The sequence below is a fragment of the Methanocalculus alkaliphilus genome, from assembly GCF_024170505.1.
GTDB classification, from domain to species: domain Archaea; phylum Halobacteriota; class Methanomicrobia; order Methanomicrobiales; family Methanocorpusculaceae; genus Methanocalculus; species Methanocalculus alkaliphilus.
In genome coordinates this window covers 66776-92419 of record NZ_JALJYG010000007.1, presented here as the reverse complement: position 1 = coordinate 92419, position 25644 = coordinate 66776, and the positions used below count along the sequence as shown (strand labels likewise).

The 25644-nt window shown below is 51.7% G+C and carries 24 protein-coding genes and 2 pseudogenes; 10 read left to right on the top strand and 16 right to left on the bottom strand.

The features are described from left to right. The first annotated feature begins 160 nt into the window (after positions 1 to 160). Entirely contained in the window at positions 161 to 1147 is a 987-nt protein-coding gene (locus tag J2T58_RS06745; protein WP_253488351.1) for an ARPP-1 family domain-containing protein, read from the top strand. Between the two features lie 501 nt (positions 1148 to 1648). Here the strand turns inward: J2T58_RS06745 and J2T58_RS06740 are convergent. Then, complete coding sequence (locus J2T58_RS06740; protein ID WP_253488350.1) at positions 1649 to 2332, bottom strand: LytS/YhcK type 5TM receptor domain-containing protein; 684 nt, start codon at positions 2330 to 2332, stop codon at positions 1649 to 1651. Between the two features lie 365 nt (positions 2333 to 2697). Here J2T58_RS06740 and J2T58_RS06735 point away from each other — a divergent pair, with 365 nt between their 5' ends. Further along, positions 2698 to 3903, top strand: a complete 1206-nt coding sequence (locus J2T58_RS06735) for a cache domain-containing protein (protein ID WP_253488349.1) — start codon at positions 2698 to 2700, stop codon at positions 3901 to 3903. Positions 3904 to 3964: 61 nt separating this feature from the next. On the opposite strand, the gene J2T58_RS06730 is transcribed toward J2T58_RS06735, so the two are convergent. After that, on the bottom strand, positions 3965 to 4495 hold the full coding sequence (locus J2T58_RS06730) for a hypothetical protein (protein WP_253488348.1): 531 nt from the start codon (positions 4493 to 4495) through the stop codon (positions 3965 to 3967). A 54-nt stretch (positions 4496 to 4549) separates the two neighbouring features. Here J2T58_RS06730 and J2T58_RS06725 point away from each other — a divergent pair. From J2T58_RS06725 to J2T58_RS06715, 3 genes and pseudogenes are all read left to right on the top strand, one after another. Beyond that, positions 4550 to 4801 (top strand): annotated as a pseudogene (locus J2T58_RS06725) (ARPP-1 family domain-containing protein); the annotation flags it as partial. A 426-nt stretch (positions 4802 to 5227) separates the two neighbouring features. Beyond that, positions 5228 to 6112 (top strand): hypothetical protein, encoded by an 885-nt coding sequence (locus tag J2T58_RS06720; protein ID WP_253488346.1) that lies wholly within the window; start codon positions 5228 to 5230, stop codon positions 6110 to 6112. Positions 6113 to 6302: 190 nt separating this feature from the next. Beyond that, on the top strand, positions 6303 to 6851 hold the full coding sequence (locus tag J2T58_RS06715) for a hypothetical protein (protein WP_253488345.1): 549 nt from the start codon (positions 6303 to 6305) through the stop codon (positions 6849 to 6851). Positions 6852 to 6957: 106 nt separating this feature from the next. Here the strand turns inward: J2T58_RS06715 and J2T58_RS11305 are convergent, their stop codons facing one another. Genes J2T58_RS11305 through J2T58_RS06705 form a run of 3 tightly spaced genes read right to left on the bottom strand, consistent with a single transcriptional unit; the run spans position 6958 to position 7668 of the window. Then, the gene (locus J2T58_RS11305; RefSeq protein WP_253488344.1) at positions 6958 to 7218 is read right to left on the bottom strand and encodes a hypothetical protein; all 261 of its coding nucleotides are present in this window, start codon (positions 7216 to 7218) and stop codon (positions 6958 to 6960) included. Then, positions 7199 to 7447, bottom strand: a complete 249-nt coding sequence (locus tag J2T58_RS11210; protein WP_366518452.1) for a type II toxin-antitoxin system HicA family toxin — start codon at positions 7445 to 7447, stop codon at positions 7199 to 7201. Before J2T58_RS11210 ends, J2T58_RS11305 begins: the two co-directional genes overlap by 20 nt. Next, a complete protein-coding gene (locus tag J2T58_RS06705) occupies positions 7444 to 7668 on the bottom strand; it encodes a hypothetical protein (protein ID WP_253488343.1) in 225 nt (74 codons plus the stop codon). The genes J2T58_RS11210 and J2T58_RS06705 overlap by 4 nt, the downstream gene beginning before the upstream one ends. Before the next feature lie 79 nt (positions 7669 to 7747). Here J2T58_RS06705 and J2T58_RS06700 point away from each other — a divergent pair, with 79 nt between their 5' ends. Continuing rightward, positions 7748 to 8926 carry an ATP-binding protein gene (locus tag J2T58_RS06700; RefSeq protein WP_253488342.1) on the top strand — a complete coding sequence of 393 codons (1179 nt, stop codon included), beginning with the start codon at positions 7748 to 7750 and terminating at the stop codon, positions 8924 to 8926. A gap of 342 nt (positions 8927 to 9268) precedes the next feature. Here the strand turns inward: J2T58_RS06700 and J2T58_RS06695 are convergent, their stop codons facing one another. Then, a complete protein-coding gene (locus J2T58_RS06695) occupies positions 9269 to 11923 on the bottom strand; it encodes a PEP/pyruvate-binding domain-containing protein (RefSeq protein ID WP_253488341.1) in 2655 nt (884 codons plus the stop codon). Positions 11924 to 12093: 170 nt separating this feature from the next. On the opposite strand from J2T58_RS06695, the gene J2T58_RS06690 reads away from it, so the two are divergent. After that, complete coding sequence (locus J2T58_RS06690; protein ID WP_253488340.1) at positions 12094 to 12465, top strand: HIT family protein; 372 nt, start codon at positions 12094 to 12096, stop codon at positions 12463 to 12465. A gap of 228 nt (positions 12466 to 12693) precedes the next feature. Here the strand turns inward: J2T58_RS06690 and J2T58_RS06685 are convergent, their stop codons facing one another. From J2T58_RS06685 to J2T58_RS06655, 7 genes are all read right to left on the bottom strand, one after another. Further along, on the bottom strand, positions 12694 to 12954 hold the full coding sequence (locus J2T58_RS06685) for a type II toxin-antitoxin system HicB family antitoxin (RefSeq protein WP_253488339.1): 261 nt from the start codon (positions 12952 to 12954) through the stop codon (positions 12694 to 12696). 160 nt (positions 12955 to 13114) lie between these two features. Further along, positions 13115 to 13375: a UPF0175 family protein gene (locus J2T58_RS06680; RefSeq protein WP_253488338.1), complete on the bottom strand. Its 261-nt coding sequence runs from the start codon at positions 13373 to 13375 to the stop codon at positions 13115 to 13117. 212 nt (positions 13376 to 13587) lie between these two features. Beyond that, positions 13588 to 14715 (bottom strand): GNAT family N-acetyltransferase, encoded by a 1128-nt coding sequence (locus J2T58_RS06675; protein WP_253488337.1) that lies wholly within the window; start codon positions 14713 to 14715, stop codon positions 13588 to 13590. 85 nt (positions 14716 to 14800) lie between these two features. Next, positions 14801 to 16246 (bottom strand): DHA2 family efflux MFS transporter permease subunit, encoded by a 1446-nt coding sequence (locus J2T58_RS06670; protein ID WP_253488336.1) that lies wholly within the window; start codon positions 16244 to 16246, stop codon positions 14801 to 14803. A gap of 137 nt (positions 16247 to 16383) precedes the next feature. Continuing rightward, a complete protein-coding gene (locus tag J2T58_RS06665) occupies positions 16384 to 17496 on the bottom strand; it encodes a putative sulfate/molybdate transporter (RefSeq protein WP_253488335.1) in 1113 nt (370 codons plus the stop codon). A gap of 204 nt (positions 17497 to 17700) precedes the next feature. After that, positions 17701 to 17931 (bottom strand): hypothetical protein, encoded by a 231-nt coding sequence (locus J2T58_RS06660; RefSeq protein ID WP_253488334.1) that lies wholly within the window; start codon positions 17929 to 17931, stop codon positions 17701 to 17703. A 4-nt stretch (positions 17932 to 17935) separates the two neighbouring features. After that, on the bottom strand, positions 17936 to 18541 hold the full coding sequence (locus J2T58_RS06655) for a DOMON domain-containing protein (protein WP_253488333.1): 606 nt from the start codon (positions 18539 to 18541) through the stop codon (positions 17936 to 17938). A 62-nt stretch (positions 18542 to 18603) separates the two neighbouring features. Between J2T58_RS06655 and J2T58_RS06650 the strand changes: the two genes are divergently transcribed. Further along, a complete protein-coding gene (locus tag J2T58_RS06650; protein WP_253488332.1) occupies positions 18604 to 19305 on the top strand; it encodes a DUF4013 domain-containing protein in 702 nt (233 codons plus the stop codon). A gap of 38 nt (positions 19306 to 19343) precedes the next feature. On the opposite strand, the gene J2T58_RS06645 is transcribed toward J2T58_RS06650, so the two are convergent. Further along, positions 19344 to 19859 carry a shikimate kinase gene (locus J2T58_RS06645; RefSeq protein WP_253488331.1) on the bottom strand — a complete coding sequence of 172 codons (516 nt, stop codon included), beginning with the start codon at positions 19857 to 19859 and terminating at the stop codon, positions 19344 to 19346. A 179-nt stretch (positions 19860 to 20038) separates the two neighbouring features. Here J2T58_RS06645 and J2T58_RS06640 point away from each other — a divergent pair, with 179 nt between their 5' ends. Then, positions 20039 to 20266 carry a dodecin family protein gene (locus J2T58_RS06640; protein ID WP_253488330.1) on the top strand — a complete coding sequence of 76 codons (228 nt, stop codon included), beginning with the start codon at positions 20039 to 20041 and terminating at the stop codon, positions 20264 to 20266. A 366-nt stretch (positions 20267 to 20632) separates the two neighbouring features. Here the strand turns inward: J2T58_RS06640 and J2T58_RS06635 are convergent, their stop codons facing one another. Further along, positions 20633 to 21064: a small multi-drug export protein gene (locus tag J2T58_RS06635; RefSeq protein ID WP_253488329.1), complete on the bottom strand. Its 432-nt coding sequence runs from the start codon at positions 21062 to 21064 to the stop codon at positions 20633 to 20635. Between the two features lie 399 nt (positions 21065 to 21463). On the opposite strand from J2T58_RS06635, the gene J2T58_RS06630 reads away from it, so the two are divergent. Continuing rightward, positions 21464 to 22792: an ATP-binding protein gene (locus J2T58_RS06630; RefSeq protein ID WP_253488328.1), complete on the top strand. Its 1329-nt coding sequence runs from the start codon at positions 21464 to 21466 to the stop codon at positions 22790 to 22792. A 135-nt stretch (positions 22793 to 22927) separates the two neighbouring features. Here the strand turns inward: J2T58_RS06630 and J2T58_RS06625 are convergent. Beyond that, positions 22928 to 23662: pseudogene (locus J2T58_RS06625) on the bottom strand (DUF4367 domain-containing protein); the annotation flags it as partial. Between the last annotated feature and the right edge of the window lie 1982 nt (positions 23663 to 25644).

The following is a 25644-nucleotide window of genomic DNA, read 5'->3' as shown; positions in this document are numbered from 1 at the left end:
ATCAATCTCTCTTGTAGGGGTAACACCAGGAAACTGTACCACCACCTCTCTCGATCAAGAAACATCTCCGGGGGGCAGTTCAGGAAGAGAGATAGTATTATGGTGACGAGAGTAATATAGTTAAAATATGCATACAATAGTTGAAAATTATTTCAACCAAATGCGGATCGGAGAGGGCATTGATCATAAGAGAATGGAGGTCTTCCCACTCTTCTCCTCCCAGGATAGCGGTTTTGAGTACCTCACGCTGAGCCAGGCCCTTGAGCAGAGCCGGATCCTCATCACCGAAGTGAACAAGGAGGGGAGAGTGCCTGAGCTCATGGTGGTGAACAAGGATACGATCCCTGTCCTGCTCATCGATGGCGAGGAGATTACCGGGGCCAAGCAGAACCGTGTGCTGAACACCAGCATCCTCGTCCCCGGGATGGCGGAGCTGATCATCCCGGTCAGCTGCACCGAGCAGGGTCGATGGTCGTACTCAGGCTCATCCTTCTCGGACTCCGGAATCATGATGGATTGTTCAATCCGGGCAAAAAAGATGGCGTCGGTCGGGGAGTCCATGCGGCATCAGGAGAGCAGGGCATCGGACCAGCGTGAGATCTGGGATGAGATCTCCCATCGATCAATGAGGGCAGATGTCTCGTCGCCGACCGGGGCTATGAAGGATATCTTCGAGGCCAGGGCCCCGGCAATGAAGGAATACCTTGATGCCTTCCCAATCCGGCAGGGACAGCAGGGGATTATCATCTCCCTAGACAAACGGCCGGCAGGAATGGAGTTCCTCTCCCGCCCGGATGCCTACACCCGCATCCACGAGAAGCTGATCCGAAGTTACGTCATGGAGGCATTGAGCGAAGAAAAAACACCAGCGCGACCGCCCCGGAAGCCGGAGAGTCCGCAGGATCTCCTCAAACGGATCGCGGCATGTAAAACGGAGTCATTCGCTGCCGTGGGGCTGGGTACCGATATCCGTCTCGAAGGGGGAGATATCATCGGTTCTGCACTTCTCCATAAGGAGAGCGTCATCCATATGGCATGCTTCACCGGCCACACCGGGCGTTCTACCCCGGAGAATGAGCGGATGGCGGGATACCGCACCCGGCGGAGATCCTATGGCTCGCGGGGAGAGGGACCGGTGCTGTACTGAAGTCTTTGCGGATGGAGAAAGGGGTGGCTATTGGTATGTCCTCTGCTTTCCCCGTATTTTTTGCATTAGTATGGAGAAATCCGGTTCATTTGGGTCGGGTCTGAGGAGGATTGGGTGGTTGATCCAAAGAGAGATGCCGGGATAGGTTTTGCCTGCCATACCTGGTTTCCCGGGATGGGGACCCTCTTTTGCGAGCCAGAGCACAAACAAATAATATACAATACTCCAAGTCATCGAGGATGCGAATACTGGATCTTCGCTGGGTGCAGATTAGGTATTATATTCTGGTGGATCTGGGGAGACCAAGACCGGATTGAGAGAGGATACGCGGGGAGCCGAAGGGCGGGTCCAGGGGGTGATCCCGTGGAAGAGGGAGTATCAGGAGAGATTCCCCGTATCATAGGAGGACGGGGGTCAGATTGATCATGTGGATACTATAGACCCCGATCATCACTGGTATCTTTATCAGACGATCGTGAAAAAGGGATGAAACGAAAATAATTATTTCTGCACAAGCGTATCGGCACAGGAATGTTCGGCCACTTTCTGCTCCATCTCCAGCATAAGCTCATCACGTTCTGCCTGAATCTTTCGCTCGTTCTGAATATTTTTAACCATAACAGCAAAGACGAACATCCCGGCGGCATTAGCAAGGATCATCGGAATAGATACTCTGCTGACAATTTCAAGTGCCATATCAAATGGTCTGACCATCAGAAGTGTGAGTGCCATATGGAACACCTCCATCAGAATGGCAAATGCGACGGCAATCGTTGTGCCCGCAAACTTCCTCTTATAGTATATCCATATAAGTCCACCAAAGAGCCCGGCAAAGACCGCTGAAATAGAGCAGGCATAGATGGTGATACCTCCCATACTCAGACGATAAGCGGCCCCGATCAGCCCTGCGCCCATCCCAACCCAGGGACCCGCAAGCAGGCCCGCGACCATCGGTCCAAGATCGCGGACATTCACAACCGATCCGAGGAACTCGATTCCGCTGACTGATCCATAGATGGAGAGGCCGCCAAAGAGGAGGATAAGGATTATCCGGGTTTTTATCGTCGGATTTCCATCCAGGATCTCCGGGAATATCCTGCTCCGTGTCAGGAGATATGCGGCAACGATGATGACACAGATGAGCTGCAGGAGAACATTGAGCTGGGTGAGAATTGCTCCATTCATAGTAAATGCCAGAAACAAGTTGTTTGTGATTAATTATTAACTGGTGAGATCACGCCCCATTTTCGGGATCGTATGAATGGGCTTTGCTTCTCCACTATTTCGTATCACCAAAGCGTACCAGTACCCGCCCCACCACGAGACAAAACACCTGCCTTCGGTGGGCGCTTAAGAGCTATCGACGGAAGGTGGCCATAGTGTAATGTACAGATAAAAGTATACACATATATATGCCTGTGTACTGTTTTTTATGAGAAATCGGGTCTTATTGCCGAAGCAGAGGTTTATAATGCCGAAGAACCAGTTTTATTGGTATTGTTATGGTAAAGAGTACTATTATATTCACATTCTGCCTCGCACTGGCTTTCATGCTTGCCGCAGGATGCACAACCTCTGAAGAGACCGGCGATCCGGGCCTCAGAGGGATCGGGGAGATGACGTTCATAACAGAAGAGCATCCCCCATTCAACTATATCGAAGACGGGATTGTCAAAGGGATCTCTGTAGATATCCTGCTTGCAGCACTTGAAGAGATGGGAACCCCGGTACCAAGAGATGAGATCAAGGTACTGCCATGGCATACCGCCTATGATACCGTCCTCTCAGAGAAGAATACCGTCCTTTTCAGTATAATCAGGACCCCGGAGAGGGAAGAGCTCTTCAAATGGGCGGGACCATTTGCAACTGGGGTCTTTGTTATCTTTGGAGAGCTGGATCGGGGATTTGAGATCTCCACACCGGATGACCTGAAGCAGTACCGAATCGGGGTTGTAGAGGGCGATTATTCAGCAGTTCTGATTAAGGATATGGGGGTTCCAGAGACAAACATCATTGTCGCCGAGGATGCACCAGAGCTCATCTCTCTCCTTCATGATGGGGAAATTGATCTCTTCTGTTATGGAGATTTTGCCGGCAGGTACTTCATTGAAAAGACAACTGATGATCCAGACCATTTCGGTATTGTCTACAGAATTGAGAGCAATGATCTCTATTTTGCCTTCAACAGGGAGACACCCGATCATCTCGTCGAGGCATTCCAGGAATCCCTTGAAACCCTCCGTTATCAGCCCGACCAGACCGGAGTAACAGAATACCAGAGGATCCTTTACAGCTACATTGGCGCTTCGTATGATCCGGATCCCTCCATCACAAGAGAGAAGGTGATTGAACTCGTCAACCTTACAGTTGATGCCATAGAGAAGGACGCACCAGCCACCCTCACGAGAGTCAATGCCGGTGAGCATCCCTTCCGGGACAGAGACAACAGGGCACTCTATGTCTTTGTCTATGACACCAATGTAACGATTGTTGCCGAGGCTGACAACCCACGCCTTATCGGGGTGAGCATGAGAGGGAAGACCGATATTGAAGGTACACCTTTCCGCGACCAGTTCACTAATATTGCCCTGGCAGAAGGTTCAGGCTGGATCGATTATAAATGGACCCAACCTGAAAAGAATGGGATCTATCATAAATCAGCCTATTTCCAACTGACTGAGGGGAGCGATAACAACCAGTACATTGTCGTCAGCGGATTATATACTGCCAACCCAAATCTCCCCCACCAGGATTGAGATTGAACAGCCAGAAGACCGTTCCTGGGGGGCAGAACCCTCTGGAAATTCTTTTCTTGTATCAGAAGCCGGAGTAAGACCACTCTCGTCCTGAGCTCAGATATGATACTCTTTGCATTTCATTTGGTACCGTTCTGAGTCTGGCGTCGCTCCCCTTCCTCATCAGATACGAATTGATCACCATATCCCCCGGCACCGGGCCACCCGAGAAGATCCCAACTTCCACAAGCTCCCGCTCGATCCGCTCATACTCTTCGCGGCTCTTCTGCTCCTGCCGCTCCCGGTCGCCGGGGATCGTGTCGTTGAAGACGACCATGGTGTTCAGCTCGGGCAGCTGGACATGCCTCCCATCCTCATAGATCCTGCCCCGGGCATCCCCGCCGATCCGGTGATGGGCATAGTACTCCATGAAGAATGCCCCGTCGTCGGTGCCAAATGTGAACATGAGCCGGCCGCTGCCGTAGGGGAGGGAGCCGGGGGTTCCATCCCGGAGGTGGTCGCCGGGTATCTTCAGATCATGGCGTCCGAAGAGCTCGATGAATTTTTTCTGGATGGTTGATCGATCAGAAGGCATAGGGATCATCTCTGGCATCTGCGGTGATATAGTCATCTCCCGTATCCGGGACAGGACCGGGAGCCGGAGAGTCCACAGGATCTCCTCAAACGGATCGCGGCGTGCAAAACGGAGTCATTCGCTGCCGTGGGGCTGGGTACCGATATCCGTCTCGAAGGAGGGGATATCATCGGTTCTGCACTTCTTCATGAGGATTGTGTCATCCATATTGCATGCTTCACCGGCCATACCGGGCGCTTTACCCCGGATAATGAGCGGATGGCGGGATACCGCACCCGGCGGAGAACCTATGGATCACGGGATGAGGGGCCGGTGGTGTATTGAGGGGAGGGTTCAACCTGATACAGAGCCGTCATTCATATATTGGGGATTGGGGGAATCTGGTTTGGCCAATGAGATCCAGGGGTGATGGACATGCCGTCAGCCTGGTATACCCCATTTTGGTTGCATCACCGTATTCAGTGCAGCCTTGATACCATGAGCGTCTCCAACAATCACCAGATCATGTTTACCCACCTTATTATCACTGATATCTTGATATAATAATCACTAAAATGCGATAGTATGAACACGACAGATTATCACTGATATGTTTAAATAGGTATCGCACTATAGTGATAGAATGACGCCATGGCAACCTCAGATGAAAATCAAATACTGGATCATATAAAACGAACACTCAAAATCAGTGAGAACGCATCGTTTGCATGGGAGGTCCCGATTTTAGAGGGTCTTCCATTCAGAGCCGATTTGATTATCGAAGACATATCCAAAAAATACATTATCGAGATCACATCACGGCTGACCATCGATACCATTGGACGCCAGCTCGTTTTGAAAACGCTTTTAGGATCGACGGAATTGAATAATACAGCTCCAGAGTTCGTCATCGCAAGCAAGCTGATACCATCGGAGATCGAGAGGATCGCCAAATCCTGCGATATCCGGATCATCACAGTACCATACCGGTCAAAGATCACCAGCAAAAGTGTTCCATCAGATGTACGCCGTATCGAAAAGATCAGTTCGCCAAAAGCCTGGAGGATCGTAATGATACTCCTCATCGGAAATGCAACCTCCGTCCGGCAGATCTCCCTGAAAGCAGATGTCTCATACGGGTGGGCCCATGCAACCGTGAAGAGTCTGATTGCAAAGGGAATCGTCGCTGAAAACAAGTATTTTCAACTCCATGATATTCCCAAGCTGCTCAACGGTATAGCATGGGAACGCCCATTTGAGAAATTATTTTATGACGAGAGGGTTCTTCCGGAGAGTGATGCCATATCAGCCGCCCGGATGATCACCCGTATGTGCGACTCCCAGGATATTGAATGTGGGTTCACATCTTTTACAGCAGGAGGGATCTACACACAATATGGGTTCCGCCATGACTCGGTTTATGTCTATATCACTGAGAAGCACCTCGATCAGTTCCTCGATTCTTTTGAAGCCACAGAGAAGCAGGGAATTACGGTCAGGGTATACAAACCGGATCGGGACGTCTTCTCCGATACTCGTATGATCGAAGATATCCGGCTGGTATCGCCGGCACAGACCCTGCTTGATCTTGCAGGGATGGGCTACAGTGGCCGTGACCTGACCGTACAACTCGTGGAGAAATATGCCCGTTTATGAAGTGCCCGTTTCTCTGATCGAAGCCTCGTTAGCGGAGCTTGCGGAGATCTATCGCTGGGTCAATGACCGGGAAAGTCCGGAGCAACCAGTCACAGTTCTGATTGGAGGATGGGCAGTCTACTGTTATAACCCGTGGTATGGGTCGATAGATATCGACCTGGTTACAAATTCGAGAAGAAAACAGCACCTCATGCGTCATCTTCTGGAGACTCAGGGGTTCATCAGGAGGCGTAATCCTCCGTTTCGCAATTGTATTGTAAAGGTAACTCCACATAAAGGCAATATCATCATCGATTTTATTTCACGGGATGAAAAGAATTGTTTCGAGGGTCGGGTTGAGAAATGCCCGATGACACTCCTCAATGGCAGGACAATTCAGAAAGAGATAACACCGGGATCATTAGTCACCATCCCTGACCGTTCTCTCTTGCTCCTCTTGAAAGTAAAAGCTGCATGGGATCGTGCATACCGTATTCAGCAAAACACCTCAGACAACGAGGATTGGGAAAAAGGCAAACTCCGAAAAGACAGGGCGGATATCCTCTCCTTGCTTGACCCCCATAATGGGGGGATGGAACTCGATATCATGTTTCTGGGTGAGATGATGCAGTTGTATCCATTTCTTTTGGACGTCATCTCAATAATCCCTGATGACCGGGATGCTCTCCAGATGTACGGGCATATGAATCGTGAGACTGCACAAATTGTGATTGGAGATCTCCTTCGCATTATCAGGTAAATGCCATCCGCTTATCCGGAACAAGAGAAGATCCCATATCGATTGTTCAGATACTCCCCATGTATCCACAATCCACAGATCATCATTTCTCCAACAGTTACGCCTATCACTCCCCACCTGCTCCTTCTGTAGCCCCGGCCACTCCGCCATCATCCCCTTCCGGCACGTGGCCCCGTTCTTCGAGGCGACCGGGGCTGAGCAGGCCGCCCTCCTCTCCCTCGTCCATCATGCCCGTCGGCTGCTGGATGAGCGGTATGCCCCCGACGGCTATACTATCGGCGTGAACATCGGGGCGGCCAGAGCGTGATGCATCTGCACCTGCATGTGATCCCCTGGTATGCACATCTTCAAGGATAAAACAGTTCATCTACAAGGTTGCTGATTGGAATCTGCAAATGATCAGCGACGTCTTTGAGTATTTTTCGAAACGTCCCAATACGAATCGGATCATGAAGTGGAACGGTAATTGTGTGAGACCTTTCATTCGCTGTCGTTTTGAGTCTTGCATGGCTCCCCGTCTGGTGAACAAGCCTGTACCCTTTTGCAGAAAGCAGCTGTATTAATTCAGTGCCACTGACATTCCGAGGGGTTTTCATACGACAATTAGCTCATCCTTAACCTGATGGAGCCTGATAATACGGGGTCGTTCATCCTCCTCAAAATGGCAGGATACGGCATCATGCACCATTGCCTTCAATTCTTCGTAACTGTCGGCCTGAGTAAAGATAGAGTGGCCAAGCGAGTAAGCCTCATACCCTCCCTCCGGGGATTCCTCGACAATGAATATGATTTCCTTTTCTCTGTACATTGCCTTCAACAAGGTATGGTCTGTATTCCATCGTAAAGAAAGTATCATCTCCCTCCCCCCCCACCGGTCCCATCAGCGGCCACATTTCGTGAAGAGGGAAGGTCCTTTTGATGGTGTGTATGTCAGGCTCGGCTCAACCAACCGTAAAGCGGATCAGGATCTGATCACTGAGCTTCAGCGGAGTGTCTCCGGTATCTCCTTTGATGAGATGCCAATGCCCGATCTCTCTTCAGATGATCTTGATATTGAGGCTGCCAGAAGACAATTCAGGGGTCGTAAGGAGGTAAACGAAGAAGAGATCCTCACGCTGAAGCTTCTGGTTCCGGTGCAGGGGAAGCTTGCCCCGACAATCGGCGGCATGCTCTTGTTTGGGAAGAAAAGAGAGTATTACTTCCCCGATGCCTGGATTCAGTGCGGGAGGTTCATCGGGATTGACAAGGCATACATCTTCGACCATATCGAGATACACGAACATCTTCCGGATGCGGCCGGGAGTGTGATGCTCTTTCTTAAAAAACATGCATTCAGAGGTGCAGATATCTCGGAGATCCGGCGTCGCGATGTCTGGAGCATCCCTCTCACCATCCTCCGTGAGGCAATTATCAACGCTATCGTCCATGCCGATTACTCCCAGAAGGGAGCACCGATCAGGGTGTCATTCTTTGATGACAGAATTGAGATCGAAAATCCAGGCATTCTCCTCCCGGGAATGACAATCGAGGACGTAAAACAGGGAGTGTCAAAGATACGAAACCGGGTTATCGCCAGGGTCTTCAAGGAGCTGGATCTCATCGAGCAGTGGGGCAGCGGGTTTCGCCGGATTTTACGGGAGGCAGAGGATCTTGGGCTGCCTGAGCCCGAGATCATAGAAGTGGGAATGCGGGTGAGGGTCACCGTGTTCCTGAAAGAAGTTCTTCCTATAGAAAACATATACAGACTTGTGCGTGAAAGAGATGCACAGCCTGAGTTGCGGCCGGAGTTACAGCCGGAGTTGGAGCCCGAGTTGATGCAGGAAACAAAGAGAGAGTCGCCACTTTCCCATAAAGTAATAATTCATCTCAGTATACGCGATATGGGCATGTCTGAACTTGTAGAGAGAGTAGGGCATAAGAGTGTTTCAGGAGAGCTTAAAAAACAAGTCAGATACCTGCTGAATCTTGAATATATCGAGATGACCATACCTGATAAGCCCAATAGTAAAAATCAGAAATACCGTTTAACAGCGAAAGGAAGAAAATTTCTATCCCAAATTACAAGCGGGAAATGAGACTGACAAGAGAGAAGACGCTACGAAATATGGTTTTGGATTTCTATTGAGTCTCTGACATATGTCGTCATTTTGACTCTTCTTTAGAATTCTGATCGGCCGGGTTTCCCTGTTGTAGTACTGGTCGAGTAATAGGCGTAGGGTTTCCCCTGGATATACCTGATCTCAAGGGACTTCTTTATCATCTTGCGCTTGTTTGGCAAGCCACTTTTTTGCCCGGTCTTTTATGGAATACCATTGGGGAATGGTACTCTATCGATCTTTATTAGGTTGTGCAGTATCCGTTCGATGAAAAGAGTGTTATGTGAAGAGATTATGCCCTATGAGTCGAAGAGTCCGGGCTCAATCATTCTCCAGCAGTTCGATGATGCCGTGGTTTCCATCAAGGCGGATCCGCTGACCGGTCCTGAGTGTGTCGGTGGCTCCTGCCAGAACAACTGACGGAATGCCATATTCCCTGGCAACGAGTGAGCCGTGCGTCATAACACCACCGACATTGGTGATCAGTCCGGCAGCATTGAGGAAGAGCGGTGTCCACCCGGGATCCGTATGAGGTGCAACAAGGATCTCACCCTGGCGGAGTGCAGCATCGCCGGGGTACAGGATGACACGGACAACCCCTTCTGCCACACCTCCCGAGGTTGCAATTCCGGTGAGCCCACCATCACCGGCACCCTCAGGCATGGCTCCACGGGGTACTTCACCATCACTTGTGATAACCGCCGGAGCACGAAGCGTCTGGTGGCGGTGAAAGTCTGCTCTTCGCTGGTTGAGATCGATATCAAGAGGTTTTTTGGGGTCCCTCAGTGCAGACTGAAGTTCGTCCATCGTATACATCCATACATCCTCTGCCTCTCTGAGCCCGCCTTCTCTCTTCAGGAGCTCTCCTGCAGCCAGCACCTGATGTCTCGTCTCGGCGATAAGCTGGGAGAGAGCGTATTTGGTGATTTCCCGGATCGAGAGATATTTCCTGTATCGCAAGGCAAAGGCCCTGACCAGGCGGGGTTTCAGGAATCCGAAAAACCCTCGCCGTGCTGCCTTCTCAAGGTCCGCGATCACATCCTCTGCCCGTGCTTCCAGCTCCCTGATCTGTCTTCGATGGCCGCCTCGAACTTCCCTTCGCAAGGACGCTCTGACCGATTGGAGGAGCATTGATGGAGCCTCATCATAGCGGGGACGGCTAAACTCAATCTCAGATGGCGCCCGGAATCCATACCGCTGAAGATAGGTCGTAAATGCAGATACAAACAGATCTCCATCATCCACACGGCGAATCTCCTCAAGATCACCTCCATGTATGATAGCATCACGCACAGGAGAAGAATCACGGGCACGATCCGTGATATCCCCGAGTTCAAGCATCATGGTTGTCGTGACGTTCTCTGACAACCCCCGTTCAAGCGCCTCAAATTCATCATCCGATGGATTGGAAACCCTCCTGAGGAGAGCCCGGTAGACGAAGATGTTCCAGAGGAGCAATGCCTGTTTCATGGCAGTCCAGACAAATTCCTTATTCTTCTCGAGGGCCATCCGTATGCGGTCTTCCCCAGTTTCTGCCGAGCGGATGGCCAGAATCATCTCCCCCACCGACTGATCCGCCCATCTCCGGCTTCTTGCAGGCACCTGTTCATAGGTTTTCGTGACCAGCCCGTGGAGAATGGATAAAAGTGTCAGGCAGATGGTATACCCAAGGCGCAGCCCGGCGATGAGAGACCTGCCAGGTGATAGCCCACGGAGCAGGGAAACCTCTGCCATCTCATCACGCCGCCGGAAAACGATGTCATCAAGCAGGTACACAGACTGCTGGTCAAACTCACTGAGCCCTTCCCTGAGATAAGGGAAGAGCCTCTTTGAGGTAAGAAACGGAGTAACATCGAAGTATACGAGGCCCCCGGCAGTTGCCCCGAGGGAGCCGGTTGCAGGGGCAAACCCGATCCGGTGAAACAATGCATCCATCGTCTGGATCCAGTAGTCGACGACGAGCGGGGGCATCGCCTCGGTCATCCCCTGCCGGTGATTCCAGCTATAGTAGACATGGAGGCCATCACCATCCGGTCGCGGTTCTGGAATCGGAAAAAGTGTCGTAATAGGACGCGATTGCAGTATCCAGAGATATTCACCTTCAAATGACCACTCGATATCCTGTGGAGATCCAAAGAGCCGTTCAATTGCCTCACCACCTGCATACAGCTTTTGTATCTGTTTTTCTGTCAGGATGTGAACATCCAGTCCTCCTCCGTCTTGCGTTATTTTATTGCCTGTATGCACCTCAATTCCCAGAACCTCACCAGTTCTCCGATCCAGACGGATGTTTTCTGCTGTGACTGTTCCGGAGACGACCCCCTCACCCGGTCCGAAGGCGGCATCAATAGATGCAGTCGTTCGCCTTCCACTCACCGGATCGGCGGTGAAAAGTACACCGGAGATATCGGCTTCAATCATCTGCTGAACCACAACAGCCATCGAGACATCCCGGTGGGGAATGTTATTGGCTACACGATATGAGACAGCCCTGTCAGTATAGAGGCTGGCCATACACTGAAGAATTGCACGGGTGATGGCTTCGATGCCGGTTATGTCAAGAAGTGTGTCATGCTGGCCGGCAAATGACGCGGTTGGAAGGTCTTCTGCCGTCGCACTTGAACGGACACTATAGGAGGCCTTTGCATCAATACGACGCTCAATAGCTTTCAGAACATCGAAAGGCAGCTCTTTGCCCCGGATCTCGTCTCGTATTCTGCCTGCCAGATCATGCAGTGCGTCGCTCTCTGCCGCAGAAATACTCTCAAGCTCATCAATCAGCCGGCTTATCGTTGGATCATCTGTGAGCTTGCGGTAGAGGGTTGTTGTCAGGCAGAAACCTTCCGGGACGGGAAATCCGGCATGGATAAGTCTGGCAAGATGTGCACCTTTCCCTCCTGTCCGAGCCTTATCACAAGCCCAAACCGCAACCAGATCCAGAATAACGTTCTCTGAACCAGCGTCTGAGGATGGCATATACGGCGATATACTCCTCATCTAGCATAAAATGATGCTCGTCTTCAGATCATTTTGTTTTCCGGGTTCAGGCAACAGGCTCATCCTGCACCCTGCATATCTCTTCACAACCATGGCTTGTCCAGCCTATACTCCAGAATCATGGCACTATTACATTGCTGAAGATCTGAATGACACCTCTCCTCGTGAATACTCCTCGCAAGCTTTTCCCGGCTTTCACCTGGTTCGACCTCTACCCGGTCAGCCCCGGCCACCTCCTCCTCATCCCCTTCCGGCACGTGGCCTCATTCTTCGAGGCGACCGAGGCCGAACAGGCCGCCCTCCTCTCCCTCGTCCATGATGCCCGTCGGCTGCTCGACGAGCGGTACGCCCCCGACGGCTACACTATCGGCGTGAACATCGGGGCGGCGGCCGGCCAGAGCGTGATGCATCTCCATCTGCATGTGATCCCACGGTATCAAGGGGATATGGAGGAGCCAAAAGGCGGGGTGAGAGGGGTGATCCCGGGGAAGCAGGGGTACTTGAGTGGGATTCATTGTTGAAATAAAAGAAGAGCTTCACCATTTCTCAAGCCATTCTTCCCGTGATATACCAGCCTGGCGGAGAATTCTTTGAAGAAGATCCACTCCAATTTCTTTCCGGTCGGGGTTTGGAAGAGTAAGAACCAGATCACCACGAATCATGTATGGATGTTTCCGCCCTGGAACGGACCATCAAAGTCCATTTTTCTGAGCGTCCTAACGAGTTCTGCCCATGAGACCGGGTGTATTTTATGCCCTGACACTCTGATCCAACCGGGTCAGTTCTTCGATAGTACAATTATCAATCGGTGGAATCAAGAGGCCACGACGGAGACGGACAATGATCCATCCATCTATTACTTCCTTGAGGTTTTCCCGGCACTCTTCAAGGGTCTTTCCTGTCGCATACACTCCAGCCAGTTCTGGTACTTCCCCGTAATAGGGTTCATCATCCTCGATTATTTCATATCGTGCATGTGACAGGGCTTTTTCAATATATTCCAGGATCATGATAATCGCATTTCCCAATAGATACAGAGTACTTCTTCCAGAGCCGTTCACTATTCATTCTTTTATACTGTAAAAAAAGTTACTGAAGATCTGGATGACACCCGTCCGCGACGGGTTAAGACGGCTGACACGTTCAAAAGCAGTATTATGTGTTGGTGAATTACTCATCGCTCGAACCATAAGCGATATCCACGTGGAGATCTTCTTCTGTATAATGACGTGGAATCTTGCGTACCCCGAGAAGTTCTTCCCATTGCCAGCGTTTCAGACCAGCAAGTGAAGCAGCCTTTCCTGAGGAGAGTATCCCTCTCATATAGAGAGCAAGGGCAAGTTCCTGGTGGAGGGCAGACTCTACTCCATCCGGGGGAAGGCGAAGTGCAGAAACAATCTCCCGGGGGATGGTGATAGTTATGTCAGACATACATCTTCCTCGTGGATAAGAATTGTATAGAAACCGTATAATACTAACGGATGCCGGCCATTCTCCCAGAGATTGTACACATGCTCAAATGGGATCATACGTTCGCCCGGTTCGACCTCTACCCGGTCAGCCCCGGCCACCTCCTCCTCATCCCCTCCGGCACGTGGCCTCATTCTTCGAGGCAACCGGAGACGAACAGGCTGTCCCCCCCCTCAGACAAAATAGACCAAATAGACCGACACCCCCACAATAGCGACCGCCAGCGCCCAGGCCCCCGTATTCCAGCCGTAGATTTTTGTCCCATCGAAGGGGAACCCGCCGGCCACACGCAGTGGCAGCAGATTCACAACGGCGATGGCCACATTGAACAATACACCAAACGAGAAGGCAGCCTGCCAGTACCCCTCGGTGATCCCGGCCAGATGATGGAAGACAACAGCAAGCATACTGCTGGCAACGGGGCCAATGAAGTAGATCAGCCCGTTGACACGTGCATTCTCCGGGCTTGCATATGACCAGTCCGTCTGACGGATATAGGTGGAGCCAGAGAAGGGATAGATGCCCCTGAGCAGGGAGATCCCGAGGTAAAAGATGCTGCCCGGCATATTCTCCCGGAAGTACGTCTTCAGCCCGAAGAACCGGGCGATGAGTGCATGGCTGTACTCATGCCCGATAAAACTGATGAGTGCCAGCAGAGCCAGGTAGGGGAATACAGCCACGGCAAAACCACCCCAGAGGGCAAAGAGAAGCCAGGGAATGAGAAATCCGGCAAAACCGACGGAATGGTTATACAGCGAACTACTCTCCCCGATACCCTCCCCCGGCTGCTCCTTCCTGAGAAAGTACATCCCGATACCGAGGAAGTGGCTGTCCGTTGTCCAGACCCTGAGGAAACCGGTTCCAAACCGCCTCAGCTGGGCAGGAATGTCAAAGGGCGAGAACCCGTGATGAACAAACATATTCCAGGATCTGGAATTATACCGATCCACCATCGCATAGATATGCCGGCACCCTCCTTCTTCCAGCCAGGAGATGGCCGCATCCAGCAGCTTCCTGGCGATACCCCGCCCCTGCACCCCCTTTGCCGTCACCAGGGAGTCGATCAGGCCGTGCTGCTCCCCCTGTATCCGAACCACCCTGACAGAGACAGTCCCGGCCACCTGGCCATCCATCATGGCTAGAAAGGAGGTCCCCCCGCCACCCTCCCTCTCTTTCATGATGGAGGTGAAGGTGCTGGTGAAAAAGAGGCGATCTAAAAGCCAGAGATTCTCCCGAAACAACTGCTTTACCAATGGAATCTCAGCCTCTTCAACTTCCCGGATCAGGAGTGCCTCGCCCATCTCGTCACCATCCGGTTCCTCGTATCAGAGTTGATCTCCCCTCTCTTATCTCCTTGCCTCAGAGAACGATCATCCTGATCCCCCGTCACCAGATCCCTTCACTATATTCCAAATCCCCGGCAGGCTCCCTCCCCCTTACCGCAAGCATCAGGAGAAGCCCGAGGATTGCAAGGGCCATACAGAAGAGGAATGCCGCACGAAACGCCGATACCATCTCTGCACCATCGATGAGATGAGCGCTGTACAGGGCAAGCTTCGGGCCCGCAGCGATCGTGCCAACGAGCATCACCATCGCCACCCCGAGAGACGAGCCAAGATTGGTCATCACCCTGACCAGTCCGCTCGTTGTCCCGCGATCCTCTGCCGTACACTCCCCCATCACAGCACTGCTCAGAGGGGAGAATGCAATCCCCGTCCCGGCCCCGAAGAGGAATAGGTAGATGACGATATGCCCGATGCCGGTCCCGGCGGAGAGGGTCGAGAGGAGAAAGAGGGCGGCAGCAGCGATGATCAAACCCGTGAGGATCGGCGTCTTCGTCCCGATGGCATCCGATATCTTCCCCGCAAGTGGTGCGGTCAGGATCATCCCGACAGGGAGGGCGAGGAGGATCGACCCGGCGTGGTCGGTTGGAATCATCCGGACGATCTCCAGGTAAAACGGCATTATGACCATCACACCGGCAATGGTCATCTGGACCAGCATGATAACCACGCTCTGGAACGAGTAGTTCCGGTTCGAGAAGAGCCCTGGATTGATCAGTGGTGTGGGGGAACGCCGCTCCTGCACGATGAAGAGGATCCAGACGATCCCTGACAGAAGAAGGGCGATAGCACCAGTTATCGGTGCATGCCCCTGGATTGAGGTCAGGCCGATGATCAGGGAACCCAGCGCCACAAAGATCAGCAGAACACCGGGAAGATCGATCCTCGAATCCGGGGCAGCGGGCGGGATATGCGGGATGAGCCTCATCCCGAGGAGGATGGCAGCCATCCCGACCGGCAGGTTGACAAAGAAGATGTACTGCCATGAGAGGAGACTTGTGAGGAATCCCCCGGCCACCGGGCCCAGGGCGGCACCGAGCATCGCAAACATGGCGACGATACCAAGAGCCTGGCCCCGGAGGGAGGGGGCGAGGATGGTGGTGACCATCGCCGCCCCGACTGCCGAGATCCCTGCTGCACCGGTGGCCTGAACCATTCGGGAGAGGATAAGAAATTCGATGGATGGGGAGAGGCCACAGAGCACCGATCCGGCCGTGAAGAGAAGAAATCCCCCAAGAAAGACGGTCCGGTACCCCTTCATATCGCCAAGGCGGGATGCCGCGAGGAGGAGACTGACGAGGATGATAAGGTACGCCGTCAGTACCCAGGAGACCATCACGGTGGAGATAGCGAAGTATTGTGCAATCGAAGGGAGTGCGATATTGACAATCGTCGCATCAAGGCCGGCCATAAACGAGCCAAGGGCGATCACAATGACAAGCGTCAGCTCATCCCTGCTCATCTTCCGGGGAACAGCGGATTGCGCCATAAGAACCTCTCTGTATATGAAGGAAACGATCTACATGTATAAAAAAATCCCGGTTTCCTCTGTCAGCCGTGGATCTCGATGAACCCCCGGTAACCCGGCGAAACCAGAGCGACGCGATGATCCACCCGCGAAATCTCTTACCTGCTCCCCATGATATATGCCAGGATCATCCCGATCACAAATGCAGGCGTGATGCCGCCGATGAGAGCAACGACGGCCATGATGATCGTCACCGGATAGGAGTCGGTCTTCATGCCATGCTTTCCGATCTCAAGGGCAACGAAGATGAGGAGACCGCCGAAGATGCCATAGGGGATAAGGGTCAGCACCTCGGGGGGTGCAAAGGCGATGGCAAAACCGATGATGATGAGTCCGGCGATAATGTTTGCACCGCCGGTCCGGGCACCGAACCGGTACTGTGCCGCAAGCCCTCCTGCACCATGGCACATCGGAAACCCGCCGAATGGAACCGTCGTCAGGTTCATCAATCCGACTGTCTTTGCCAGCCGATCCGGCCTCACCTCATGCCTGAAGAGATCGAGCGTAAGGAGCGAGGTGGCGAGGATCGAGTTCCCAAGCGTCAGGGGGATCTGCGGGATCACCAGATGAATCGTCGAGAAGAGCCAGTCGCCGGATGCCGGGATGATAAGATGAGGGACCTCGATCATCCGAAACGGGGGCATCCCGGTCATATAGATCCCCACGCCGAGCCCGGTTCCGATAACAATAAGGGAAGAGAGATCCGGAATCTGCTTCAGATACGAGGCGATGAAGAAGATACCGATGATCAGGATGGCAAACCCCGCAAAGACCGGGTCGATCATGATATAGCCAGACGATGTCCTGAGAAGAATGAGTGCAAGGCCGACCTGAATCCCCCGGATAACACTCACCGGGATCACCCTCTGGAGGCGTTCCATCCCCTTTCCATACCCGAGGAGGAGGAGGAAGATCCCGATAATGATCCCGGAGGCGGCGATCTCCCCCGCCGTCAGCCCTTCGGCGATGGCGATGGCACCGATCGCCTTCATCGGCTCGATCGGGATGGGGAGCCGGTAATAGAGTCCGGCGATGATGAACCAGAGGCCCACCCCAAGGAATGCATAGCTGACATTGACCCCGGCTGCAATCCCCACCCCGAGGATGATCGGAAAGATCGTCCCGAAGTCACCGACCGACCCGGCAAACTCCCGAAGGGAGAACCGAATACCGGTACATTGCTGCTCCTCCGGAGTTCTTTCGGTAGTCATCCCTCACACGCTTCCTTGAGAAGGAATAGGGAGGAGCCGGTGATAAAGAAGATGGATGCCAAGGGGATCACTCAAGGGAAGACGACCTGCAATTGCAGGAGATCCCGTCTGAGATCAGCGAGGGAAGAGGGCATCTCTTCCTGATGCTGTTCAGCCAGGGGGGTGCTTTCCGGCACCCCACCTGTTCAGGCTGGATCACCTCTCCTACAACCCGATATACACCGAGATACCGAGGATCCCGTGCACGAGTGCAAGAAGAAGAGAGATTCGTGCAAACCAGAAATGCCAGGTAAATGGAACATTCTCAAGTGCCCCCCTCCTCTTCAGCACTGCGATGGATGCAGTGATAGAGAGGAAGATGAAGAGGACGATACCAAGGACCACAACGAAGGGGAGGCCAAGGACCGGCATATAGGCAACTGTAGCGATCGTCATCTATTTACCTCCATAACACAACCGCGGATGAGCCGCGTTCACGGTGCGGAGTGGTCATCGAATTGCTGTCCGAGAGTGCCCAGATGATGGCAACCTCCTCACCCTGCCGGATCGGATAATCAAACTCGTCACCAGTCACAAAGAGCCGTTCAAACTCGATGGTGGTGACGCCGTCCACCTGGCGGCCTCCATACCTGAGGATGTCGTTGCTCCCGCCGATCTCCGTATCCATCTGGATCGGGCACCGTGGACTCTGGCTGTAGAGATCATGGACGACGACCGTCTCGGAATCGACATACCCGGCGATATAATCGACACCCGCCATCATCCGGGGGGCTCCAAGGCCGATACCAACCCAGCCGTCTGCCCTCCCGGAGATGGCCATCCGGATCGTCTCGTCTGTTGTCGACCAGTGGATCTCCATACTGTCGGAGAGGCTCATCGAATACTGATACTCACCGGGTCCGATGATTCCGTCAGGGACCCACTCTTCGGTGACGGGAGCATCATTAACCGGAGCCGGCGGCGTGGCCGGATCGCCGGCACACCCGGCTGCAAACACCAGGAGCAGAAGGACGATCCCGGTAGAGAATACTGATATCAGACGCATAGCCAGATGCAGGTTGTTTAATATAAAAAGGTTTTCTATATAGAAAGGGGAGAGGGACGAGAGTGCAGATCATCAGTCTGATCACCGGTGCCGGTGTCTATACACAAGAGCTATTCCTTGAAAAGAAGACGAGATTGCCTCTCTTCATCATCTTATTATACTTCATCTTCCCGCTCTTCCTCGGATATATCGTCGAGATATACCGGGGGAAGATCTCATCCCAATCTGACAATCCCTTTGCGTTCGCAACTGGTACAAAGACATTGGGAAGGCTCTTCTATGACGGCATCCGGGCATTCATCATCCAGATACTCTATGCAACGCCAATTGCCCTCGTCCTCGGCCCGATTATCGCTGCCATCATCTTTGGGGAGGGCGATCCTGTCGAGGCTGTCGGATCAGGGATCTTTGGTCTCCCGGACGAGGCGATCATCTTCATCGGGGTGCTTGCAGGTCTCTTCATCTTCCTCTATACCATTCTCATCGCTTTCAGCCTCCCGATAGGGCTTGCCCGCTTTGCACACACAGGGAAGATGCTGGATGCCTTCAGGTTTCTGGCGATCTTTCGCCATATCACGAGGATCGGATGGATCTCCTATCTCCTCTCAATCGGGATCCTCCTCCTGATCATCGGGGGCACTGAGTACCTGCTGATGCAGATCCCGCAGATCGGGTGGATCCTTGTCATCATCGCAACCCCGGTCCTGGCCGTCTTTGCCGCACGGTACTCGGCACTCATCTATGAGAGCGTCCCGGAGGAGTAGAGCCGGCAGGAGGGGGGGGGGCACGCGAGCGGCTGGGTCTATCCGGGGTGCGTATACCGGATCAGTATCTGAGAAACAACAGACTCCAGATCCTCCCCGGAACAGGGAATTATGTCATCAGCATACTCCTCGTAGAGCGGCACCCGCTGGAGATACATCGCACGGAGGCTCTGGCCCGGCAGGAGGACGATGCCCCGTGTCGTGATGTTCTTAATCCTCCTCTCCATCTCCTCAAAGGAGATCTCCAGGTACAGAACAACGCCAAGAGATCGCAGGTGCTCCATCGCCGCCCTGCTCCGGACGACGCTCCCACCGGTTGCGATCACGGAATTACTGGGATGAAGTGAGAGGATAGTCTCTTCTTCCATCCGCCGGAACGCATCAGGGCCGTCATGGTCAAGGATCTCCTGGAGCATCCGCCCACTCTGCTGCTGAATCAGGATATCGGTATCGATGAACTGCATCCCGAGTGTCTTTGCAAGGATGACGCCGACGGTGCTCTTCCCGGCACCCGGCATGCCGATGAGGATGATGTTGTCTGGGGGGTGGATCAACGGGAATACTCCTGGTCCTTCATCTCTCCTCTGATCTGATAACTGATTGGATAGGGAGTCTGGGTAGACGAGGCAGCCGGTGTCTGAAATCTCTGATAAAGATTCGAATGATCAGCAACAGCTCATCCGAATCCGATATTTATATAATACTTGCACAATATACGGAGGGCTGGTGATATATGTCCAAAACACTCGTACCCACGGTGGCAAAAGTCATAGAGATCATTGGCAGTTCGCCCATAAGCTGGGAAGATGCGGCTCACAATGCCGTAAAGGAAGCCTCAAAGACTATCCATAACATCAAAGGGGTCTACTTAAAGGAATGCACCGCTAAAGTAGCGGATAACAAAATTGTGGAATACAGGTCAAATGTTAAAATCACATTTATAGTGGACAGAAAAGACTGACACCAGAAATTGCATCATCGTCGCAGAATCAGATGATTCGATGGCCCAAGTCATTTCAAAAGCCACAGCTCTTCATCGATTACGTTAGGAAAATGTGTAAACCCCCCACATAATTGGTTGCAAAAATGTGTACCGGGTACACGAAATACCAACGTAACAAGTGCAATGGTCATTTCATTGATCTGGTGCATGTGTCAGATTTCTCCAATCAGGTCCTCAGAAGAAGTCAACTATCCGGAAATTCCGGATTGTTGCCGCACACTTCCGCCATCACGTCAGCCACAGGATTCCGCATTGTCAATGGCGGTGTAGGAATGCACAAAAGTGGCGGCCGAAACATGCTCACCTGCCGCCTCTCTCCACCATCTACATCAGATCTATCCCAAACTGTGTGAGGGCTCCGATCAGTATCCCATAGGCGAATATGCTGGCACCTGACGATACGAGGAGCTTCGTCTTCCCCATCCCTATCACCTTGCCAACCACCCCGACTGCCCATGATCCGATGATCGGGGTGGCAATGAGGATGAAGAGGCTGCCGTTCTGCCTCATTTTACGGCTCCACTTTGAATCTGCTATCTTTTGGAGGTACCTGCTCCACCATTTCCATCTGTTGAGCCTATCATAGAAGACGATGACAAATGGGATGGCAAGGAAGTTTCCAAGGCATGACCAGAGCACTGCGGAGACGCCATCAAGCCCAAGCGCCATCGTAATCGGGATTGCAAGGTAAATCTCAAAGATGGGAACGAACCCCATGATGAATGCCATTGCCGAACGTGCCGGGTACTCATACATCAGCTGCTGTAGCTCCGGTTATACATTGCATTCCAACCAACCATTAGAGAATACTTTATTATTTGATCATTTCTGATTGCCCAACTCTTAAAAGAATAGAATCTATCTCACTATAAAAGAGGCTCTTTGCTTGCTATCCGGTGGTATTATAATGAACAATCCTTTGAGGGAATTATAAATTCTCTTAATGGCTTGATGATATGACTCAGAACTCAACTGTTGATCTGCTTCAGGCATTACAAGGCAGGCTGGATCTTTGGATCTCCCGGGTGGAGATCTATGTAAACTACATCTCTTCATCTGTTAAGTTGGAGAAATGTGTACCTAATCCACATAATAGGTTGCAAAAATGTGTACAAAACACACATATTATAAACTTAAAAGTGCAAAAGTCATTTCATGAGGCGGTTCATCTACGATACATTACTCACATGGAAAGAGAGTAAAGATCGTAAGCCGGTGATTATTGAAGGAATTCGCCAGTGCGGAAAGACCTGGATATTAAAGCATTTTGGCGAGACGGAATTCAGCGATGTCGCATATTTCAACTTCGAATATGACAGCCGGCTCCAAACGGTATTCGAGGGCGACCTGAATGTATCGAGGATTATCAAAGACCTTGGCATTCTGAGGAACAAATCCATCCAGCCCGGAACAACCCTCCTCATCTTAGACGAGATTCAGATCTGCCCCCGTGCAATAACATCTCTGAAATATTTCTGCGAAAACCTGCCGGACCTCCATGTTGCTGCTGCCGGCTCCTTGTTGGGAGTGGCTGTTGCCCAGATGGGAAATAATGTCTCATTTCCGGTTGGCAAGGTGCAGATGCTGAAGATGTACCCCCTGAGTTTCCCGGAGTTTCTTATTTCAAGGGACGAAGAGCTCCTCTTTGAGTACCTGAATGAGTTATCACCGGATGAACGGGTGCCGGATGCCTTTACCGGCAAACTGGAGGAGGCATACCGTGAATACCTGATCACGGGAGGCATGCCCGAGGTTGTCAGCTCATGGGTACAAAACCACGATATCGGAGTTGTGGAATCACTGCAAAGCGAGATTCTCAGTAATTATGAGAAGGATTTCGTTAAATATGCGTCTGCATCCGAATTTCCAAAACTAACCCTTATCTGGAATGCAATCCCCGCACAGCTTGCAAAGGACAATCAGAAATTTATATTCTCTCATGTTAAGCAGGGGATGCGTGCACGTGATCTCGAGGATTCCATCCAATGGCTGATCTCAGCAGGACTTATCTATAAGGTCGAAAAGATTGAGCGCCCCTATATTCCGATTCCAACATATGGTGACAGTACCTGCTTCAAGATCTATTTCTCCGATGTCGGGCTTCTCCGCAGGATGAGCAGGTTTCCAGCGGATGTTGTTTTTGATACCTCTTCGCTGACCGCCGATATGCGGGGGATGTTAACAGAAAATTTCGTCCTGACTGAACTGATTGCAAACGGTTTCCATCGGCCGTATTTCTGGAAATCCGGTGGCATGGCCGAGGTCGACTATGTCATTCAGGAGGGCGTTGATGTCATTCCAATCGAGGTCAAATCAGCAAGAAGGACCCGTTCCAGAAGCCTTACAGAATATCGGAAGAAATACAGCCCCCGCATTGCTCTTCGGACCAGTCTGAGGAATATTGCGAGGCATTCCGATGAACATGGTGAGGTTCTGGAGATTCCGCTCTACCTTATCTGGAGGCTGAAGGCATACCTCTCCTGATTGTTTGTTCATCTGGTTGGATGTACCAGATCTCTCTCAAATCAGGGCCTCAGAAGAAGTCAACTATCCGGAAATACCGGATCGTTGCCTCACCTCAACACGACCACCTCAGCCACAGGATTCCTGCTCTCCTCCCTACAGGCTTACCGAAAACTCCCAGAGGCCCTCCTGCTCCCGAAACTGGGTAAAGGTTGCATAAAATACCCTTGCGTCAGAGGGGATGGGATCGGTCCTCCAGAAGATGAGGGTGCCATCCCTCTCGGCACGGTAGCTATATGATCCCGTTGTCCTGAGGAATGTACCGTTATCGATCCAGAACCCGGCAACCGGATCGGGGGAGCGGGGCGGGCTGATCCCGCCTGGGGGCGGATCGATGGTGGGCGAGGCGACCAGATCGACAAGGAAGACCGCCTCGCACCCATCCGGGGTGCATTCCAGCGAGACGAAGGTGACGGTGCGGTTGTCTGCCGAGAGCGTCTGGCCGATCTCAAATTTCTTCTCCATCGGGTTTACTGGCGGCAGGTACTCGTAGGGAGGGGGAGTGTTTGGATCATAGGGGGCAGGACGGACGGATTCGGCGATTCTGATCATCTCCTCTGCCGGGAGGGTTCCCGTCAGCCGAAATGTCAGGTTATCGCGGCTCCAGAAGAGCTCCGTCATCTTCCCCACAACCAGGACCGCCGGTTCGCCAGCGATTGTTGTATCAGCCGGAGCCATGGAAGCCACGGCGCTTCCAATCGGAAATGTTCCCTTATCAAGGGGCTGCTGGTACAACACGATCCTCTCGCTGCCACGCTGGTACCCCACGCTGCGCCAGCCCGTCTCTGATGCAGGAGCATAGGAGCCGTCAGTAAAGAGATACCCCTCCGGGAGATAGCCGGGGAGGGAAAGGCAGACCTACGGATGGAGCAGCTTTTGCATGGAATGCAGGGAGGTGAAATAGAGTGGTGTTGTCCGGAAGGCGGGGCCGGTGGGGGTGGGGGAGATGTCGGTAATGGTATCATTATATGGATTGCTAGCCCCATCCGCAGGTGTGGGGAGGTCTGATGGCATGGTGCATCCCGCACAGAGGAGGCAGGCAGCTGTCAGGAGGAGGAGGATGGTGAGGAGATTTTCGGTTATGTGTGATTGTTCTCGGATTTGGTTATGGTTTGTGGGTTTTCATATTGCTTTTTTCGTGAGTGGTATCAGATATCAGGGGATTGGTGAAAAGAAACGATAGTTCTTTTGGGTGAATGGGGGTTTGATGAAGCTTGCCGGAAAAAAAGGGAGAGAGGGAAGGCTGGAAATGCCGGACAACAGGTACTATCGTGTTATTATTGTTACTCAGCAGCCTTTAGAAGAGGAGGTTTCACTCCAACGTCCGGAAAGAACCCCGTCCTTTCATTCTCTCCGATTCTGCCTCTTCTGTTTGTTTCATGGGTATATTTGAAAGAGCTGGGGGGTGTGAGTTTTTCTTCGATCCGGGTGTTATCGTGTTATTGTTGTGAGCAGTACTAGTACAAGAGATCTTTTTATGTGTGGTAGGGTTTTTTTTTGGGAGGTGATTTGGGGGATGTGCGGTGTATGGGGGATGTCAGTACTTGATTGGCTACCGCCACAACTGACAATCGAGATACTCCGGCAGCTCTCTGGGTCAGTGCCGGGGAACCCTCTTCTTGCAGATTCTATGTCTCTGACTGGTTACTTTTCTCGTTCTCCTTCTCCTCTCTTTTAAATTAGTATGTATATCGCAATTTTTCATTCTACTTAAATTTAACCTATATATCAGTATCTCCGAACAACAATAATTGAAAGGCACAAACCCTTCAATTCACGGCTCGATGGCAGTTGGATAAGACCTGTGGATGGCTCCCGGATGATCCACCGATTAATACCCCTTTGCAGCTGTGACCTGGAGATGGCAACTGGGCAGCTTTCGTGTCTCTATTTATCGAGCAAGGTAGCGTCCCGGTGATGCTCTTTTCGGAGTGCCTGGAAATTTGAAATTCAGGCACGCTCCCGCCGCCCCTGACTCTGGAAAATCTCAGGCAGATCCATGCATCAGTACCGGGAAATCTTCTTCTTGCAGAGTCGATGTATCTGATTAATTATATTGTAAGGATGGGGAACGGGCACGCGGGATCTGATCCGTCACTGCAATGAGTTTGGTTTGCCTGAAACGGTTTTTTACGTCAGTTATGGGTTCCAGACAATCATCCGCTGGATAAAGAGTGGGGAAGAAACTTCGGTAAAAACTTCAGAGTCAATTCTGGGTATGATCCGACGACAGCCAGAGATTACCATACCGGAGATGGCCGAATCCCAAGGTAAGAATACCAGGGCGACCGAGATGTGTAAATGGTAAAACTCAAAAAATCAGGAAAAGTGTAACGCATCAGCCCTGCAAAGGATGGCTATTGGGAGATTATTCAAGAAAAAGATAAGTAACGACGGTGAACACGTGATTTGAGCCAAATTCGGATCGCTGGATTGTTTTTGAGAATGAGCCGATTACCAACATAACTTTTCCCGCTGATCAAATTTACCATTAGTTTATTATACATAATATACAATAGGTTTTATGCATAGGTCTTACAATTTTCCGGATAATACAAATATAACTAGGTCATATATCCAGCATCTTACTTATGATGATGAAAATCTGAATTTGGTATTTAATATCGAGAATATTGTTCTTTTTAATTATTTCATGTGTGACTGTTATGCAGGAGATCAGGATTCGAGCAGAACCCTTCAGAGTGTATGAAAGAAATTAATGATTGAGAGGAGTAGTAATGGTAAAAAAACCTAAAACTGAGAGTGCTGTTAAGTCGACTGTTATTCACAAAGATATGAATTCCCAGGCACGA

What these genes read in the sequence shown, in the direction of transcription:
- J2T58_RS06745 (WP_253488351.1), top strand. Translation starts at nt 161, where the DNA reads ATGCGGATCGGAGAGGGCATTGATCATAAGAGAATGGAGGTCTTCCCA.
- J2T58_RS06740 (WP_253488350.1), bottom strand. Translation starts at nt 2,332, where the DNA reads ATGAATGGAGCAATTCTCACCCAGCTCAATGTTCTCCTGCAGCTCATC.
- J2T58_RS06735 (WP_253488349.1), top strand. Translation starts at nt 2,698, where the DNA reads ATGCTTGCCGCAGGATGCACAACCTCTGAAGAGACCGGCGATCCGGGC.
- J2T58_RS06730 (WP_253488348.1), bottom strand. Translation starts at nt 4,495, where the DNA reads ATGCCAGAGATGATCCCTATGCCTTCTGATCGATCAACCATCCAGAAA.
- J2T58_RS06715 (WP_253488345.1), top strand. Translation starts at nt 6,303, where the DNA reads ATGCGTCATCTTCTGGAGACTCAGGGGTTCATCAGGAGGCGTAATCCT.
- J2T58_RS11305 (WP_253488344.1), bottom strand. Translation starts at nt 7,218, where the DNA reads ATGAACTGTTTTATCCTTGAAGATGTGCATACCAGGGGATCACATGCA.
- J2T58_RS11210 (WP_366518452.1), bottom strand. Translation starts at nt 7,447, where the DNA reads ATGAAAACCCCTCGGAATGTCAGTGGCACTGAATTAATACAGCTGCTT.
- J2T58_RS06695 (WP_253488341.1), bottom strand. Translation starts at nt 11,923, where the DNA reads ATGCCATCCTCAGACGCTGGTTCAGAGAACGTTATTCTGGATCTGGTT.
- J2T58_RS06690 (WP_253488340.1), top strand. Translation starts at nt 12,094, where the DNA reads ATGACACCTCTCCTCGTGAATACTCCTCGCAAGCTTTTCCCGGCTTTC.
- J2T58_RS06685 (WP_253488339.1), bottom strand. Translation starts at nt 12,954, where the DNA reads ATGATCCTGGAATATATTGAAAAAGCCCTGTCACATGCACGATATGAA.
- J2T58_RS06680 (WP_253488338.1), bottom strand. Translation starts at nt 13,375, where the DNA reads ATGTCTGACATAACTATCACCATCCCCCGGGAGATTGTTTCTGCACTT.
- J2T58_RS06675 (WP_253488337.1), bottom strand. Translation starts at nt 14,715, where the DNA reads ATGGGCGAGGCACTCCTGATCCGGGAAGTTGAAGAGGCTGAGATTCCA.
- J2T58_RS06670 (WP_253488336.1), bottom strand. Translation starts at nt 16,246, where the DNA reads ATGGCGCAATCCGCTGTTCCCCGGAAGATGAGCAGGGATGAGCTGACG.
- J2T58_RS06665 (WP_253488335.1), bottom strand. Translation starts at nt 17,496, where the DNA reads ATGACTACCGAAAGAACTCCGGAGGAGCAGCAATGTACCGGTATTCGG.
- J2T58_RS06660 (WP_253488334.1), bottom strand. Translation starts at nt 17,931, where the DNA reads ATGACGATCGCTACAGTTGCCTATATGCCGGTCCTTGGCCTCCCCTTC.
- J2T58_RS06655 (WP_253488333.1), bottom strand. Translation starts at nt 18,541, where the DNA reads ATGCGTCTGATATCAGTATTCTCTACCGGGATCGTCCTTCTGCTCCTG.
- J2T58_RS06640 (WP_253488330.1), top strand. Translation starts at nt 20,039, where the DNA reads ATGTCCAAAACACTCGTACCCACGGTGGCAAAAGTCATAGAGATCATT.
- J2T58_RS06635 (WP_253488329.1), bottom strand. Translation starts at nt 21,064, where the DNA reads ATGTATGAGTACCCGGCACGTTCGGCAATGGCATTCATCATGGGGTTC.
- J2T58_RS06630 (WP_253488328.1), top strand. Translation starts at nt 21,464, where the DNA reads ATGAGGCGGTTCATCTACGATACATTACTCACATGGAAAGAGAGTAAA.